At 72.3% G+C, this 15,364-nt stretch carries 14 protein-coding genes; 4 read left to right on the forward strand and 10 right to left on the reverse strand.

Features of this window, described 5'->3' with window-relative positions:
- A partial coding sequence (locus tag DW299_RS11320; protein WP_240745384.1) for a heavy metal translocating P-type ATPase occupies nucleotides 1-1,274 on the reverse strand: 1,274 nt, incomplete at its 3' end.
- A gap of 39 nt (nucleotides 1,275-1,313) precedes the next feature.
- On the opposite strand from DW299_RS11320, the gene DW299_RS19520 reads away from it, so the two are divergent.
- Entirely contained in the window at nucleotides 1,314-1,715 is a 402-nt protein-coding gene (locus DW299_RS19520; RefSeq protein ID WP_240745385.1) for a hypothetical protein, read from the forward strand.
- On the opposite strand, the gene DW299_RS11325 is transcribed toward DW299_RS19520, so the two are convergent.
- From DW299_RS11325 to DW299_RS11335, 3 genes are read right to left on the reverse strand one after another with little or no spacing between them, the layout of a single operon-like run.
- A complete protein-coding gene (locus DW299_RS11325) occupies nucleotides 1,643-1,903 on the reverse strand; it encodes a YHS domain-containing protein (RefSeq protein WP_136032554.1) in 261 nt (86 codons plus the stop codon). The two genes, DW299_RS19520 and DW299_RS11325, sit on opposite strands and share 73 nt — an antisense overlap.
- Before the next feature lie 23 nt (nucleotides 1,904-1,926).
- Entirely contained in the window at nucleotides 1,927-4,194 is a 2,268-nt protein-coding gene (locus tag DW299_RS11330; RefSeq protein ID WP_136036646.1) for a heavy metal translocating P-type ATPase, read from the reverse strand.
- Nucleotides 4,191-4,400 (reverse strand): heavy-metal-associated domain-containing protein, encoded by a 210-nt coding sequence (locus DW299_RS11335; protein WP_136032558.1) that lies wholly within the window; start codon nucleotides 4,398-4,400, stop codon nucleotides 4,191-4,193. Before DW299_RS11335 ends, DW299_RS11330 begins: the two co-directional genes overlap by 4 nt.
- Nucleotides 4,401-4,568: 168 nt before the next feature.
- Here DW299_RS11335 and DW299_RS11340 point away from each other — a divergent pair, with 168 nt between their 5' ends.
- A complete protein-coding gene (locus tag DW299_RS11340) occupies nucleotides 4,569-5,501 on the forward strand; it encodes an HAD family hydrolase (protein WP_136036647.1) in 933 nt (310 codons plus the stop codon).
- A 32-nt stretch (nucleotides 5,502-5,533) separates the two neighbouring features.
- Here the strand turns inward: DW299_RS11340 and DW299_RS11345 are convergent, their stop codons facing one another.
- The 5 genes from DW299_RS11345 to DW299_RS11365 form a co-directional block, all read right to left on the reverse strand.
- Nucleotides 5,534-6,418 (reverse strand): formylglycine-generating enzyme family protein, encoded by an 885-nt coding sequence (locus DW299_RS11345; protein ID WP_136036651.1) that lies wholly within the window; start codon nucleotides 6,416-6,418, stop codon nucleotides 5,534-5,536.
- A gap of 68 nt (nucleotides 6,419-6,486) precedes the next feature.
- The gene (locus tag DW299_RS11350; RefSeq protein ID WP_136036648.1) at nucleotides 6,487-8,820 is read right to left on the reverse strand and encodes an arylsulfatase; all 2,334 of its coding nucleotides are present in this window, start codon (nucleotides 8,818-8,820) and stop codon (nucleotides 6,487-6,489) included.
- 14 nt (nucleotides 8,821-8,834) lie between these two features.
- Complete coding sequence (locus DW299_RS11355) at nucleotides 8,835-10,136, reverse strand: hypothetical protein (RefSeq protein ID WP_136036649.1); 1,302 nt, start codon at nucleotides 10,134-10,136, stop codon at nucleotides 8,835-8,837.
- A 36-nt stretch (nucleotides 10,137-10,172) separates the two neighbouring features.
- A complete protein-coding gene (locus tag DW299_RS11360; RefSeq protein ID WP_136032569.1) occupies nucleotides 10,173-10,517 on the reverse strand; it encodes an SHOCT domain-containing protein in 345 nt (114 codons plus the stop codon).
- 1 nt (nucleotide 10,518) lies between these two features.
- Complete coding sequence (locus tag DW299_RS11365; RefSeq protein WP_136032571.1) at nucleotides 10,519-10,953, reverse strand: DUF6325 family protein; 435 nt, start codon at nucleotides 10,951-10,953, stop codon at nucleotides 10,519-10,521.
- A 192-nt stretch (nucleotides 10,954-11,145) separates the two neighbouring features.
- Here DW299_RS11365 and DW299_RS11370 point away from each other — a divergent pair, with 192 nt between their 5' ends.
- Nucleotides 11,146-11,532 (forward strand): SHOCT domain-containing protein, encoded by a 387-nt coding sequence (locus DW299_RS11370; RefSeq protein ID WP_136036650.1) that lies wholly within the window; start codon nucleotides 11,146-11,148, stop codon nucleotides 11,530-11,532.
- A gap of 38 nt (nucleotides 11,533-11,570) precedes the next feature.
- Here the strand turns inward: DW299_RS11370 and DW299_RS11375 are convergent, their stop codons facing one another.
- A complete protein-coding gene (locus tag DW299_RS11375; protein ID WP_240745387.1) occupies nucleotides 11,571-14,096 on the reverse strand; it encodes a winged helix-turn-helix domain-containing protein in 2,526 nt (841 codons plus the stop codon).
- A gap of 111 nt (nucleotides 14,097-14,207) precedes the next feature.
- On the opposite strand from DW299_RS11375, the gene DW299_RS11380 reads away from it, so the two are divergent.
- Nucleotides 14,208-15,364, forward strand: a 1,157-nt coding sequence (locus tag DW299_RS11380) for an AI-2E family transporter (protein WP_240745388.1), incomplete at its 3' end; no start/stop codon positions are given.

Here is a 15,364-nt window from a genome sequence, read left to right on the forward strand (position 1 = left end):
GCCGCCGGCAGCTCCTCCGCGCCTTCCTCGGTCAGCAGGTGCGGGCCGCCGACGCGCACCGTGGCACCGTCGACCGTCGCTGTGACGCCCACCGCGGGCGACGACGAGAAGTCGCGGCTCGCCGGCACCGTCAGCCCACGGTCGCGCGCGGCCCGCACGATCGCCTTCGCCAGCGGGTGCTCGCTGTCCGCCTCGGCCGCAGCAGCCAGGGCGAGCACCGCATCGGCGTCGTCCCCGCCGACCGTCGACACCTCCGACACCACCGGCTCGCCCTTCGTGAGCGTGCCCGTCTTGTCGAAAAGGACCGTGTCGACCGTGCGCATGCTCTCCAGGGCCAGGCGGTCCTTCACCAGCACGCCGCCGCGGGCCGCGCGCTCGGTGGCGATCGACACCACCAGCGGGATCGCGAGCCCCAGCGCGTGCGGGCAGGCGATCACGAGCACCGTGATGGTGCGGACGACCGCGTCGTCGGGCAGACCGACCAGCGTCCACACGACCGCGGTGATCGCCGCCGCTCCGAGCGCGAACCAGAACAGCCAGCCCGCGGCCGTGTCGGCGAGGCGCTGCGCCCGCGAGGACGAGTTCTGCGCTTCCGTCACGAGCCGCTGGATCCCCGCGAGGGTCGTGTCGTCTCCGGTCGCGGTGATCTCGACGCGCAGCCCCGAGTCGGTCGCCACGGTGCCCGCCGTGACCGGGTCGCCCGCACCGCGCGACACCGTCCGCGACTCCCCCGTCACCATCGACTCGTCCATCGAGGCACGACCGTCGACGATGCGACCATCGGCGGGGATGCTGCCGCCCGGCCGCACCACCACCACGTCGCCCACCCGCAGGTCGGCCGGAGACACCCGCACCACCTGGTCGCCCTCCACGCGCTCGGCCTCGTCCGGCAGCAGGGCCGCCAGCGAGTCGAGCGCGGACGTCGTCTGCGCGAGCGACCGCATCTCGATCCAATGCCCGAGCAGCATGATCACGATCAGCAGCGCGAGCTCCCACCAGAAGTCGAGCTCGTGGTGCAGCAGCCCCAGGCTCGCACCCCACGACGCCACGAAGGCCACCGTGATCGCGAGCGCGATCAGCAGCATCATCCCGGGCTTGCGCGCCCGCAGCTCGCTGACGGCGCCCACCAGGAACGGCCGCCCGCCCCACACGTACATGACGGTGCCGAGCACGGGAGACACCCACGCCAGACCCGGGACATCCGGCAGCGAGTAGCCGAGGATCATCGCGAACATGCCGGACAGCGCAACCGTCGGAACCGCCAGCACGAGCATGATCCAGAACAGCCGCCGGAACTGCCCGACGTGGTCCCCGTGACCGCCGTGACCGCCGTGGCCCGCGTGCGCGTCGTGACCGGCGTGGGCCTCGTGACCCGCGTGCGCATCCTGACCGCCGTGGGCCTCGTGACCCGCATGGGCCTCGTGCGCGTCGTGACCCGCGTGCGCGTCATGACCGCCGTGGTCCGCGTGACCGGCGTGGGCCTCGTGAGCCGCGTGCGCGTCGTGACGTGCGTGCTCATCGTGCGCGTCGTGACGGGCGTCCGCGGGGGCGGGGTCGTGGTGCGGGGTGCTCATGGTGTTCCCTCCAACGTCGATGATGCCGTGCGGGGCCGCCGTCGGGCAGCCCCGCACGGTGCGGCCGCTCAGGCGGCCGCGATGTACTTCGCGGGGTCGGCGTCGAACGCCGGACCGCAGCCCGCGCAGCAGAAGTGGTAGCGGGTGCCCTCGTAGTCGCGGAACAGCCCTGCGGCCTCGGCCTGCGCGATGACCACGGGACTGCCGGCCATCACCGGGCACGTGGTCATGCCCTCGGCGTTCGACGCCAGCAGGTCGGGGCGTCCCTCGGCGGCGACACCGCCGGCGGCCGGGACGCTGCAGCAGGATCCTGCGGGGGAATCGGACATGTCGGTACTCCTCTTTCTCGGGGTCACTGGGCGTCCACCGCCGTGCTGCGGAACGACCGCAGGCGGAGGCTGTTGCCGACCACGAAGACGCTGGAGAACGCCATCGCCGCGCCGGCGAGCATGGGGTTGAGCAGGCCGAGCGCCGCGAGCGGGATGGCCGCGACGTTGTAGGCGAACGCCCAGAACAGGTTGCCCTTGATGGTGCCGAGCGTGCGGCGGGAGAGACGGATCGCGTCGGCCGCGCTGCGCAGGTCGCCGCGCACGAGGGTGATGTCGCTCGCCTCGATCGCCGCATCGGTCCCTGTTCCCATCGCGAGCCCCAGGTCGGCCTGTGCGAGGGCCGCGGCGTCGTTCACGCCGTCGCCCACCATCGCGACCACCCGGCCCTCGTCCTGCAGCCGGCGCACCACCGCGACCTTGTCGGCCGGAAGCACCTCGGCGATCACCTCGTCGATGCCGACCTCAGCGGCGATCTGCTCCGCGACCGCGCGGTTGTCGCCCGTGAGCAGGACGGGGGTGAGCCCGAGCCCGACGAGCTGGGCCACGGCCTGTGCGCTCGTCGCCTTGACCGTATCGGCCACCACGAGCACGCCACGCGCCGCGCCGTCCCAGCCGACAGCGATCGCGGTCTTGCCCTGGCGCTCCGCCTCCGCCTTCGCCTCGGCGAGCGCGGACGGCAGATGCTGCGACCAGTCCGCGAGCAGGGACGCTCGACCCACGATCACGGCGTGACCGTCGACCACGCCCTGCACGCCGCGGCCCTCGATGTTCGTGAAGTCCTCCGGCGCGGGCAGCGCGCCCAGCTCCCTCGTCGCCGCGGTGGCGACGGCCTGGGCGATCGGGTGCTCCGAGGCGTCCTCCAGCGCTCCCGCGAGGCGCAGCAGCTCGGCGCGCTCCACGCCCTCCGCGGTGTGCACGGCCGTGAGAGTCATGCGCCCCGTGGTGACGGTGCCGGTCTTGTCGAGTACGACCGTGTCGACCCGGCGCGTGGACTCCAGGATCTCGGGGCCCTTGATCAGGATGCCGAGCTGAGCGCCGCGACCCGTGCCCACGAGCAGCGCGGTGGGCGTGGCGAGTCCGAGCGCGCACGGGCAGGCGATGATGAGCACGGCGACGGCCGCGGTGAAGGCCGCGGCGGCCGGGAACCCCAGGCCGAGCCACACGCCCAGCGTGCCGAGCGCCACCACGATCACGATCGGCACGAAGATGCCGGACACCCGGTCGGCGAGGCGCTGCACCTCGGCCTTCCCCGTCTGCGCCTGCTCCACGAGCCGGGCCATCTGGGCCAGCTGCGTGTCGGAGCCGACGCGGGTCGCGCGCACCACGAGACGCCCGCCCGCGTTCACGGTCGCGCCGGTCACGGCGTCGCCCTCGCGCACCTCCACCGGGACGGACTCGCCCGTGAGCAGGGAGGCGTCGATGGCGGAGGTTCCCGAGACGACGACGCCGTCCGTGGCGATCTTCTCCCCGGGACGGACAACGAACTCGTCGCCCACCGCCAGCTCGGCCGTGGGGATCCGGGTCTCCACGCCGCCGCGCAGCACCGCGACCTCCTTTGCGCCGAGCTCGAGCAGCGCCCGCAGCGCCGCCCCCGCCTGCCGCTTGGAGCGCTTCTCGAAGTAGCGTCCGGCGAGGATGAACGTCGTCACCCCGGCGCCCACCTCCAGGTAGATGTTGCCCGCCCCGTCGCTCGGTGCCACGGTCAGCTCGAACGGGTGCGTCATGCCCGGCATCCCGGCCGTGCCGAAGAAGAGGGCGTAGAGCGACCAGAGCAGCGCCGCGAGCGTGCCCATCGAGATGAGCGTGTCCATGGTCGCCGCCCCGTGGCGCAGGTTGGTCCACGCGGCGCGGTGGAACGGCCACGCCGCCCACACGATCACCGGTCCGGCGAGCGCGAGCGACAGCCACTGCCAGTACGTGAACTGGAGCGCCGGGATCATCGCCATCGCGATCACCGGGACGGTGAGCACGATCGACACGATCAGCCGCTGACGCAGTGCGGCCAGCCCGTCGTCGGCCTGCTCCGGCGTCGCGTCCTCGGTGGTCGGGGCCGGAGGCGCGGGGACAGCGGCGGTGTAGCCCGTCTTCTCGACCTCGGCGATGAGCACCGCCGTGTCGAGGCCGGCCGGCGCGGTGACCGTGGCCTTCTCGGTCGCGTAGTTGACGCTCGCGGTCACGCCGTCGATGCGGTTGAGCTTCTTCTCGATCCGCATCGCGCACGAGGCGCAGGTCATGCCCCCGATCTCCAGCTCGACGCTGGTCTCGTCGGGCACGGATCGCGTGTCGGTCATGACCGCACCGCCTCGTAGCCCGCCTCGTCGACGGCGGCCAGCACCGCGGCGTCATCGACCGGGGCGGAGCTGTGGACCACGAGGCGTCCGGTCTGCGCGCTGACGTCGACGCCGTCGACCCCGGGGATGCGGGAGACCTCGCCGCGGACGGCCATCTCGCAGTGCCCGCACGTCATCCCGGTCACCTGGTACTCGCTCGTGTTCATCGTCGTTCCTCTCCGCTGTCAGGATACCCCCCAGGGGTACTCCCTGGCGACAACCCTATACCCATGACGGGTATTCCCGACACCGCCGAACGCCCCGCTCGGACCACGCTCGCCCCGGCGGGGTGAGCGTCCGCCCCCGGCGCCCGGCCCGCCTGGCACCCTGAACAGATGGACGACACGACGCTCCCCTCCTGGAGGGACACCCCCACCCGACGCGCCATCGAGGCGTTCGTGACGGGCGTGGCGACCGGACCGGATGCGGTGCCCGCGGAGGAGCGCGTCGCCGTGTTCGACAACGACGGAACGCTGTGGACCGAGAAGCCGATGCCCACGCAGCTCCACTACGTGGTGGAGCGTTGGCGGGAGGTGGCCCTGGCGGATCCCTCCCTGGCCGACACGCAGCCCTACCGCGCGGCCGTCACGGGCGACCTGGCGTGGCTCGGCGCGGCCGTCGAGAAGCACTACGCCGGGGACGACTCCGACCTCGGCACCATCATCGCCGCCCTCGTCGGCCTCACCGACGGACTCGACGTCGAGCAGTACGCCGCCGCCGTGTCGGCGTTCTTCCGCACCGCGCGCCACCCCGTGCTCCACCGCCCCTACACCGAGCTCGTGTACCAGCCGATGGTCGAACTGCTGCGCTACCTCGAACGGCACGGCTTCACGTGCTACATCGTCTCGGGCGGCGAGCGCGACTTCCTGCGCCCCCTGACGCAGTCCATCTACGGCATCCCGCCCGAACGCGTCGTGGGTTCGGCGCTGGGGCTCACGTACGACGAGGCGACCGGATCGGTGCGCTACTCCCCCGCGCTCGCGTTCTTCGACGACGGACCCGAGAAGCCGGTGCGCATCTGGAGCCGCATCGGCCGACGCCCGCTCCTCGCCGCGGGCAACTCCAACGGCGACATGCCGATGCTCGACCACGCACGGCGCGGCCCCCGCCGGGGTCTCGCGCTACTGATCCACCACGACGACCACGACCGCGACGACACCCCGTACGACGCGGGCGCCGATAAGGCCCTCGCCGCCGCACGCGACCGCGGGTACACGGTCGTGAGCGTGCGCGACGACTGGGCGAGCGTGTTCCCCGCACCCTCCTGACCGCTCAGCCCTCGGCGCTCAGCCCCCGGCGCTCAGAGGGCGCAGCGGAAGCCGATGTGGGTCATGGCGGTGTCCTCGGCCTGTGCCGACCGCGCGGCCGGGCGATACCGCAGGCAGTACTCGGGGGCGCACAGGTGCGAGCCGCCCTTGAGCACGCGCCGCGGGATGGGCGAACCCGGCTCGGCCGACAGCAGGCTCGCCCGGCGACCGGGATCCACCGCGACCGTGCCGGGCGGCACGTGCCGGTGGGTCCAGTAGTCCGCCGTCCACTCCCACACGTTGCCGATCATGTCGAACAGGCCGTACCCGTTGGCGGCGAAGCTGCGCACGGGCGCCGTGCCCACCCAGCCGTCCGCCCCGTCGTTGCGGTAGGGGAAGGCACCCTGCCAGGTGTCGGCCATCAGCACGCCGTCCGGCTTCGTCTCGTCGCCCCAGGCGAAGCGCGCGCCGACCAGTCCGCCGCGCGCCGCCCACTCCCACTCGGCCTCGGTGGGCAGCCGCTTGCCCGCCCACGCGGCGAACGCGACCGCGTCCGGATAGGCGATGTGCACCACCGGGTGGTCGAGACGGTCGTCGATCGACGTGTCCGGCCCGAACGGACGCCGCCAGAACGCACCAGGCTCCCACCGCCACCACTGCCGCCAGTCGCGCAGGTCGACCGGGCCCGACGTCGGTGTGAACACCATGGCGCCGGGAACGAGGTCGTCGGGGTGCACGCCGGGATAGTCGGCCGGATCCATCGGCTTCTCGGCGACCGTCACATAACCGGTCTCGTCGACGAACGCCGCATAGTCGCGGTTGGTCACCGGGTGCTCGTCAAGACGGAACGACGCCACCTCGCGCTCGTGAACCGGGCCCTCCTCGGGGTAGAACTCGTCGGAACCCATGCGCAGCGTGCCACCGGGAACCTCGATCATCGCCACCATGCCTTCATCGTAGGGGCCGTCCGCGGGGGCCGGGCCGTGCCGGGCGGCTCCGGCGGCCGCTACTCGCGGGAGAGCATCGCGGCCGCCTCCAGCTCCAGGTCGAGGTACTGCTCGGCGCTCACGTCGATCCCCACGCCCAGCAGCTTGCCGCCCGTGAACGGGAAGTCACTGCCGTACTGGCGGCTCACCGGGTCGGCGCTGTCCCAGCCGACGCAGAGGCCGTCCCCGCACAGGGTGAACTTGCCCACCTGCGCCCGCATCGGCCCGGACGCCACCGTCCGGTCGTCGAGGTACAGCGTCGCGGTGCCCACGGACTCCCCGTGCTCACCCGCCCCCTCCCGCACGAACTCCACGCCGAGCGTGTGCGGGCCCGGCGTGAGCGGCTCCGACGTGAAGGTCTGCTCGGGCGGGATGCCCAGGAAGTTGTACACGTAGGTGAGCCGGCCGTCCTTCACGAACAGCGAGTGCCCGCCGAACCGGGAGCCGTGCGCGAACAGCACGCCCTGCGCCCCGTCCTCGAGCACCGCGTCGGCGATGATCTTGAACGACCGGCCGCGCACGTTCACCGCGACGCTCTCGGGCACCGCGGCCGTGCCCGGGTAGTACACGTACCGCTCGCGGGGCCGTTCGGCCTGCGGGCGCTGGACGGTCAGCAGTTCCCTGGCGGACCGGTCGTCCAGCGGCAGCGCGAAGTTCGCCTCGGCCTCCGCGAACCACGCGTCGATGAGCTCGCGGAGCTTGTCCGGATGCGTGGCGGCGAGGTCGTGCGCCTCCGCGCGGTCTTCGGCCACGTGGAACAGCTCCCACGCGTCGTCCTCGAAGTGCCCCGTGCCCGTGAGCGGTGCGTGCACGGCGGCGGCCTTCCACCCGTCCTTCCAGATGCCGCGCGTGCCGAGCATCGCGTAGTACTGGACGTGCTTCTCGCTCGGGCCGTCGGGAGCCGCGTCGAAGCTGTACCTCATCGAGACGCCGTCGAGCGGACGCTGCGTCACCCCGCGGTACGTCTCCGGCATCTCGACGCCGATCACGTCGAGCACGGTCGCCACGATGTCGACCGAGTGGTGGTACTGGTGGCGCAGCTCTCCCTTCGCCGCGATGCCCTTCGGCCAGTGGATCACCATGGGGTCGCACGTGCCGCCCGAGTACTGGGAGTAACGCTTGAACATCGGGAAGGGCGTCGAGAACGCCGCGGCCCACCCGGTCGGATAGTGGTTGTAGGTGTCCGCGGAGCCGAGGTGGTCGATCATCGCCAGGTTCTCGGCGAGGTCGTCGGGGAAGCCGTTGAAGAACTTGTTCTCGTTGACCGAGCCGTCGGGCGAGCCCTCCCCCGATGCGCCGTTGTCGGCACAGTAGAACACGAGGGTGTTGTCGAGCTGTCCGGTCTCCTCCAGATAGTCGATGATGCGGCCGACCTGCGCATCGGTGTACTCGCTGAACCCGGCGAACACCTCGGCCATGCGGGAGAACAGGCGCCGTTCGTCGTCGTTCAGCTCCGACCACGGCCGCACGTGATCGGCCGGGTTCGCGACGTCGTCCGGCATCGGGTTGAACGGGGTGAGCGCGGTGCCCTCGGGCAGCACGCCCCTGTCGATCATGCGCGCGAGCACCCACTCCCGGTACGCGTCGTAGCCGTCGTCGAACATCCCCCTGTACTTGTCGATGTACTCCTGCGGCGCGTGATGCGGGGCGTGGTTCGCACCGGGACAGAACCAGAGGTACCAGGGCTTCGACGGGTTCGACGCCTGCTGGTTGCGGATCATCGTGAGCGCCTGGTCGGCGAGGTCTTTCGACAGGTGGTACCCCTCCTCCGGCGTCGCGGGGGCGTCGATGAAATGGTTGTCCTCGACGAGATCCGGGTACCAGTTGTTCGTCTCGCCGCCGAGGAAGCCGTAGAACCGGTCGAAGCCGAGCTGCAGCGGCCACATCGAGCGGTTGCCACCCGGGGCGATGTCCTCCTCCGGCACGTTGTGGTTCTTGCCGACCCAGAACGTGGAGTAGCCGTTGTCCTGCAGCACCTGCCCGATCGTCGCGCACTCGGCGGGCAGCCGTCCCGCGAAGCCCGGGAACCCCGTGGTGCCCTCCATGATCACCCCGGCGCGGTTGACGTGATGGTTGCGGCCGGTGAGCATGGTCGACCGCGTCGGCGAGCACAGCGCCGTGGTGTGCCACTGCGTGTAGGTGAGTCCGTTCTGCGCGAGCCGGTCCATGGTCGGCATGCTGATGCGTCCGCCGTACGGCGACCAGGACGCGAGGCCCGTGTCGTCGTACAGCACCACCAGCACGTTCGGCGCGCCGTCCGGTGCGGTCCGCAGCTCGTACGGCGACCAGTCCGGCGTCGAGTCCCGCACGTCGAGCCGGATCTCTCCGGTGAAGTCCGCGTTGAAGTCCGACATGTCCACTCCTTCTCTCATGGGTTTTCCTCCGGTGCCATCGGCGCGATGGGCGGGCGACGCAGCAGCTCCACCAGCACGACGAGCACCAGTACGCCCGCCGCGACGCCCACCACGGCACCGAACGACACCGGCCGCAGGACGATCAACAGGAGGAGCGCGACGACGAGCCCCGCGACCAGGATCGGCCCGCGGTACCGGTCGACCGCCACACCGAACCGCCCCGTGGAGACACCGTGACGCTCCGCGGCGCCCCGGAGCGCGGCGACACCGCTCTCCACGGCCGTCCGCGTGCGCACCGCGGCGCGGGACGACCCGCCGACCCAGGCCCACAGCGCGACCAGCACCGCCGACAGGGCGAGCGCCGCGACCGTCGAGGACAGCAGCGCCGTCACCTCATCGAACAGCGACGCCGCCGCCGCAGCGGTCATGATCGACGGGCTCACCGCGCCCAGGAAGAACGAGCGGCCGATGCCCAGGCCGGCAGCCAGCAACAGGAAGGCCGCGGCGAGCGCGACACTCGTCCACAGCAGCGCCCGTGGTCGGTCGCGGGCCAGCAGCACCCCCAGAACCACGAGCCCCGCCAACACCCACGGCAACCAGAAACCCGCCGCGACCGCGACCTGGTACAGCGCCCGGACGAGCACGAGGGCATCGGCCTGGGCGATCGGGATGGAGCGGTCGATCACCGGGATCAGGTCTGCCACGCCGACACCGCGCTCCGCCAGTGCATCTTTCACGCGCTCGATCACCACACCGAGGTCGAGCGACAGCACCCCGTCGTCGGCCAGCTGCAGCGCGGTCCCCGGCTCGTCCTGCAGCACGGCGACCGCACGCTCGTGCGCGACCCGCAGCGACTGCGCCCAGATGTCGGCGAACTGCGCGGACGACACGACGTCGTGCACCACGCCGTCGATCAGGGACGACAGCCCCGACGCCGCCGGAGCCTGGAGGAGCGTGAGCGCGGACTCGGCGCGGGGCGGCAGGTCGAGCGAGCGCAGCCCGTCGAACAGCTCGCCGACGACGGCGTCGAGGTCGACCTGCTCGTCGATCGCGGCGCTCACCTGGTCGGCGACGAAGTCCTGCACGTCGGGGTCGTCTGCGAGCGGCCCGAACGTGGCGACGAAGCGGTCCGCGTCCACGAGCTGGAGGCGGGCCCAGGTTCCGAGCACGGCGACGGGCGCGAGCAGCACCGCCACCGCGAGCACGACCCCGGCGAGGATGCTGCGCGCGGCGGGCCGACGGCGCGGCGTGCGCAGGGCCTCGTTCTCGCGCTCGAGCAGCTCGACCCGCGCCCGCAGCTCGTCGAGCTCGCCCATCGGTCCTCCTCGATCGTCGTCGTGGTGCACCGGCGGCTAGGTGCCGAGCAGCCGCTGCTTCGCCGCCGCGAACTCCTCCGCCGACAGCACGCCGGCCTGCTGCATCGCCGCGAGCTGCTGCAACTTCGCGATCAGGTCGTCGCCGGCGGGAGCCGTCGGTGGCGCGGGTGGCGTGGCGGGGGCCGTGGCGTCGCGCACGGTCGCCTCGACCTGCGCCTGCTGCTGCGCGGCCTCGTACTGCTGCTGCTCGTACTCCTCCTGCGCCCGGCGGGCCTGGTGCCGCTGCGCCGCCCCGGTGACGGCCGTCGCCGTGCCGGCGACCACGGCCGTGCGCGCTGCGAGGCCCAGCAGTCCCGGCCGTCCGAATCTCCGCAGAGGCATGTCAGTCCCCCTCCTGGTCGAGGATGTCGATGAGCGCATTCACCACGGGTGCGGGGACGCGCTCCGTGCGCAGCACCCGTCCACCCGCGGCCGCGAGGTCGTGCGCGAGCACGCGGGCGAACGCGAGTTCCAGGACCACGACCGCCGCCGAACGACCAGGATCGAGCTCGCCGGCCAACAGCTCCACGTCTTCCTCCCCCGCGAGACCGGAGACGATGGGGGCGAACCCGGCGAGCCCGAGCTGCTCGGCGTCGTCCTCCAGCTCCAGGATCTCGATGTCCCCGTCGGTCGTCTTGCCGACGAGCACGATGTCCAGGATCCGGACGACGCCGCTCTCGGCGACGTCGGCGAGAGCACGGAAGGTGCCGGGGTCGGGTCGATCGCCCTCGAACCCCACCAGATAGAGCTCGACCGGGCCGAACCGGAAATCGTTCATGGCACCGCCTTCCTCGCGCGGATCAACGGCGTCATGCTCGCACCATCGTCGCGTGGCCCTCACGAGGGGATCACCCGGGCGGGGTGAGCTGCGACGACGGCGACTCGCCCGGATCGGGTGACCACCGCCACGCCCGGCACCGTGGTCGCTGCCACGATCACCTCACCTGCTCATCGACGAAAGGGGTCCGACGTGTCGTTCTGGGAAAGCTTCTGGGACATCATCTGGTGGTTCTTCTGGGTGTTCGTATTCGTCTCCTACCTCATGGTGCTGTTCAACATCGTCGCCGACCTGTTCCGCGACCACACGCTGAACGGCTGGTGGAAGGCCGTGTGGATCATCTTCCTGATCTTCGTGCCCTTCCTCACCGCGCTCATCTACCTGATCGCGCGCGGGCGGGGAATGGCCGAACGTGCGGCCGCCTCCTACCGACAGCAGCAGGACGCCGCCGATACGTACATCCGCAGCGTCGCAGGGACCAGCGCGACTGACGAGATCGAGAAGGCCTCGAAACTGCTCGCGGCCGGCACCATCACCGACGCCGAGTTCGCCGCGATCAAGGCGCGCGCCCTCGCCTGACCCGGGTGGACGGGGGCCGTCGAACGCGGCGCCCCCGTTCACACCGTCGAGCGCACGGCCTCCCGGCGCGACGACACCCCGAGCTTGCGGTAGATCGCCCGCTGATGCGTCTTGACCGTGTTGATCGACACCGACAGCTCCCGTGCGATCTCGGGCAGCGTCCGTGCGGTCTGCAACTGCTGGAACACCTCGCGCTCCCGCTCGGACAGCCGATCCGCGAGCGAGCCCGCCGCGTCCATCGCGAGGCAGCGGCCGATGAAGTCCTCGAACTGCGTGCCGAAGTGCACGTGCTCGTGCAGCAGCCGCCGCACGGCCACCTCGCGCGGCCCGAACAGCACGCGGATCCCCTCGCCGGACGCGACAGCGACGGCCGCCTCGCACAGCTCGTGCGCCTCCTCGTGCCGCCCCGCGTGCCGCCGCATCACGGCGGCCGTGATCAGCGTCGACGCCTTGACGTACGACACCTCGGCGTACCCCCGCAGCGAGCGCAGCGACTCCAGCGCCGCGGGGTACTCCTCCGCGCGACGAAGCACGCCGGCGAGCGCGACGTTCACCAGCGGAAGGTCGGGACGCTGCACCGAGCGTGCCGCGATCCGGCGGGCGCGCTCGCCACTGCCTACGGCCTCGTCGAGCAGCGCCACGGCCGATTCCCGCAGCGCCGCCCAGCTGAACCCGCGGATCACCTCCAGCGGGATCTCCTGCACCGCGATCGCCGCGCGACGGCACGCGGCCACGTCGCCGGTCTCGGCAGCCGCGTAGGCGATCATCATCCTCGACAGCCCGGCGACCACCCGATCGGCTTCTCCGCCGTCGAGGACCGCGGAGAACGACTCCGCCGCGTCGGCGCTGTCGCCCGACCAGTAGGCGACGAACCCGGCCGCGGCAGCCTCGGTCCCTCCCCGATGCCGTTCGTCGGAGACGTGCGGGGCGATGCGGGCGAGCGTGTCGCGAGCGTCGACCACGCGACCGGCCCAGACCTGTCCGAACGCGAGTTGGGCGAGCGACCAACGCACGCGCTCGGGGTCGGCCGAGCGCTCGGCCTCCCGCGCCGCGGCGGCGAAGTACTCGACCGGCAGTGCGGGGTCGCCGCGATGACGGATCTCGCTCCAGCCCAGCAGGTAGTCGAGCGCGGTGCGGTCTGCGACCTCCACCGCCGTGGCGTCGTGCAGCAGCGCGTGCACCTGCGCGCTGGCCTCCACCACGTCGGCGCTGTCGTCCGCGAGCAGCAGCCGCGCGACCGGCAGGACCGTCGACGTCGGCACCCCGTCGCGGTCCCGCAGCGCGTGCGCCCGCTGGAACAGCTCGCGTGCCACGTGGCGCTCGCCGAGCGCATCGCACGCGCACGCCTGCACGAGGAGGAGATCGGGGTCGTCGGGGTCGTGCCGCCGTAGCTCCGTCACCGCGTGCTCGACCTCGGCGGCGCTCCCGCCCACGACGAGCCCGAGCCAGTGTCGATCCAGGATGGTGCGCGCGACGTCGGGCTCACCGCCCCGCAGGGCGTGCCCGATCGCGGCGACCGGATCGGACTCGGCCAGTGTCGCGGCCGCTCGACGGTGCACGTCGGCGAGCCGGTCGCGATCGGCCGCCGCGATCTCACCACAGCGGCGGGCGAACGTGCGGTGCCAGCGATAGACCGGGCCGTGCGGTCCGTCGAACCGGTCGAGGAACAGCCCCAGTCGCACGCACGCCTCCAGCAGCTCCGCGGCGTCCTCGCGCTGCGTCACCTGCGCGGCGAGCTCGGGCGTGAGCTCGGCGCAGACGGTGGCGTCGAGCACGAAACGGGCGACCTCCGGCGGCAGGGCACCCAGCACGTGCTCGCGCACGTACTCGCCGAGGAAGCTCGACGCGCTCGGGGCGCTCCGCTCCGGGCGGGCACCACCGATCATCATGAGCCGGACGGCGATCGGCCACCCGCCCGTCTCCTCCACGATCGCGTCCGCGCCGAGGCCCTCTCGCGCGGCGGGAGCGAGCCGCGCCACCTCCTCGCGCGTGAAGCTCAGAAGGTCGGCCCCGAGGAACCCCTCCGGGGCGGTCACGCGCTGGCGGCTCAGGGTCAGCTCGAGCAGCGTCGTCCCCACCAGCACCAGCCGCAGACCGTCCGGCGGCTGCTCCGCGAGCATGCCGAGAAGGCCGTGGCGCCACCGCTCCCCCGCCCGGTGCGCGTCGTCCACCACCAGGTGCACCCGCGCGTCGCGGTCGCCGAAGACCCGGCAGATCTCCTCGTACGCACGCTCCGGGTTCGTGAGGGCGGGCAGGTCGCGCTCGGAGGCGTCGCCGCTGGTCGCCCGAAGCGCCTCGACGACGCCGCGGGTCAGCCGCGCGGGGTCGACGTCGAACGGGCTCAGCGCGAGCCACGCCACCCGGTCCACGCTCGTCGCCCACTGTGCCACGGCCGTGGTCTTGCCGAAACCGGAGGGAGCACTCACGACGGTGACCGGCGCGCCGGCGACCGCCGCGTGCAGTGCCTCGGTCACCCGGTCGCGTCGCAGCACGCCGGGCTGCGGGCCCGGCGGCCGGAACCGCATGGTCGGCCCTGGACTCGTCTGACGCAGGGGGGACGACATGGCAGTCACCCTAGTGACGGCCGCGCGACCGCATGCGGACCGCGAGGATTCTCACCCGGATGAGAAGGACGGGCCACGGCGCACGCCCCCGCGCGGGGCTACGCTGACCGCGTGACCACCTCCCCCACCTCCCCCGAACGCGTCATCGACGGCTCCCTGTCGCCCTCCCTGCGCGTCCTGCTGGCCCTGGCCGCCGGCGCCATCGCGCTCGCGGGCCTCTCCGTCGCGCGGGACGTGTTCAGCCCCCTCGCCCTCGCCGTCGTCATCGTCGTGGTGTGCGATCCCGTGCGCCGTCCCTTCGGGCGGCGCGGCTGGCCGGCGTGGACGGGATCCACCGCCGTGATCGTGGTGTCGATCGCGATCCTCGTGGCGATGGGCGCCCTGCTGTGGCTCGCCGGGATCCAGTTCGCCGGGCTGATCGGCGACCTCGCGACGGACGGCAGCCTCCGTCGCACGGCCGACGACCTGGTCGCACTGCTGCAGTCGCTCGGGCTCGAGGACGCCGCGACCGACACCGCGGCCTCCGTCCTCGACCCCGAGACGCTCCTCGCCGCCGCGAGCCGGGTGGGCGGCACCGTGGTCGGCGTCGCGACCGCACTGTTCTTCGTGTGCGCGTACATCGTGTTCATCGCGGTCGACGCGGCCCGATACCAGCGGGCGGGCGAGGTGTTCGGGACGACGCGTCGGGCGTCGATCGAGCGCATCACCCGCCTGAACCGCGGCGTGCGCCGCTACTTCGTCGTCAACGCGATCTTCGGCGCGATCGTCGCCGTGATCGACGGGCTCGCCCTGTGGTGGATGGGCGTGCCAGCGCCGCTCGTCTGGGCGATCCTCGCGTTCGTGACGAACTTCGTGCCGAACATCGGGTTCGTGCTCGGCCTCATCCCGCCCGCGGTGCTGGCGCTCGTGGTGGGCGGCTGGCCCCTCCTTCTCGCCGTCGTCGCGGTGTACTGCGTCGTCAACGTCGTGCTGCAGGTTCTCGTGCAGCCGAAGTTCGTGAGCGACGCGGTCGACCTGAGCCTGACGCTGAGCTTCTTCTCGGTGGTGTTCTGGACCTTCGTGATCGGTCCGCTCGGGGCGATCCTCGCCGTGCCGCTCACGCTGTTCGTGCGCACGCTGGTGCTGGAGGTCGACCCCGGCAGCACGTGGCTGCGCTGGCTGTCCGGCGACCGCACGGCCACTCCGCCCCCGACCGTTCCCGCACGACCGGAGCCCGACCCCGCCGCAGAGCCCGACCCCGCCGCAGAGCCCGACCCCGCCGCAGAGCC

The organism is Microbacterium sp. K35, from assembly GCF_004794375.1.
Classification (GTDB): Bacteria; Actinomycetota; Actinomycetes; order Actinomycetales; family Microbacteriaceae; genus Microbacterium; species Microbacterium sufflavum.

Coding starts and splice junctions, on each gene's coding strand:
- DW299_RS11325 (WP_136032554.1), bottom strand. CDS start 1,903: ATGTCCGATTCCCCCGCAGGATCCTGCTGCAGCGTCCCGGCCGCCGGC.
- DW299_RS11330 (WP_136036646.1), bottom strand. CDS start 4,194: ATGACCGACACGCGATCCGTGCCCGACGAGACCAGCGTCGAGCTGGAG.
- DW299_RS11335 (WP_136032558.1), bottom strand. CDS start 4,400: ATGAACACGAGCGAGTACCAGGTGACCGGGATGACGTGCGGGCACTGC.
- DW299_RS11340 (WP_136036647.1), top strand. CDS start 4,569: ATGGACGACACGACGCTCCCCTCCTGGAGGGACACCCCCACCCGACGC.
- DW299_RS11345 (WP_136036651.1), bottom strand. CDS start 6,418: ATGATCGAGGTTCCCGGTGGCACGCTGCGCATGGGTTCCGACGAGTTC.
- DW299_RS11350 (WP_136036648.1), bottom strand. CDS start 8,820: ATGTCGGACTTCAACGCGGACTTCACCGGAGAGATCCGGCTCGACGTG.
- DW299_RS11355 (WP_136036649.1), bottom strand. CDS start 10,136: ATGGGCGAGCTCGACGAGCTGCGGGCGCGGGTCGAGCTGCTCGAGCGC.
- DW299_RS11360 (WP_136032569.1), bottom strand. CDS start 10,517: ATGCCTCTGCGGAGATTCGGACGGCCGGGACTGCTGGGCCTCGCAGCG.
- DW299_RS11365 (WP_136032571.1), bottom strand. CDS start 10,953: ATGAACGATTTCCGGTTCGGCCCGGTCGAGCTCTATCTGGTGGGGTTC.
- DW299_RS11375 (WP_240745387.1), bottom strand. CDS start 14,096: ATGTCGTCCCCCCTGCGTCAGACGAGTCCAGGGCCGACCATGCGGTTC.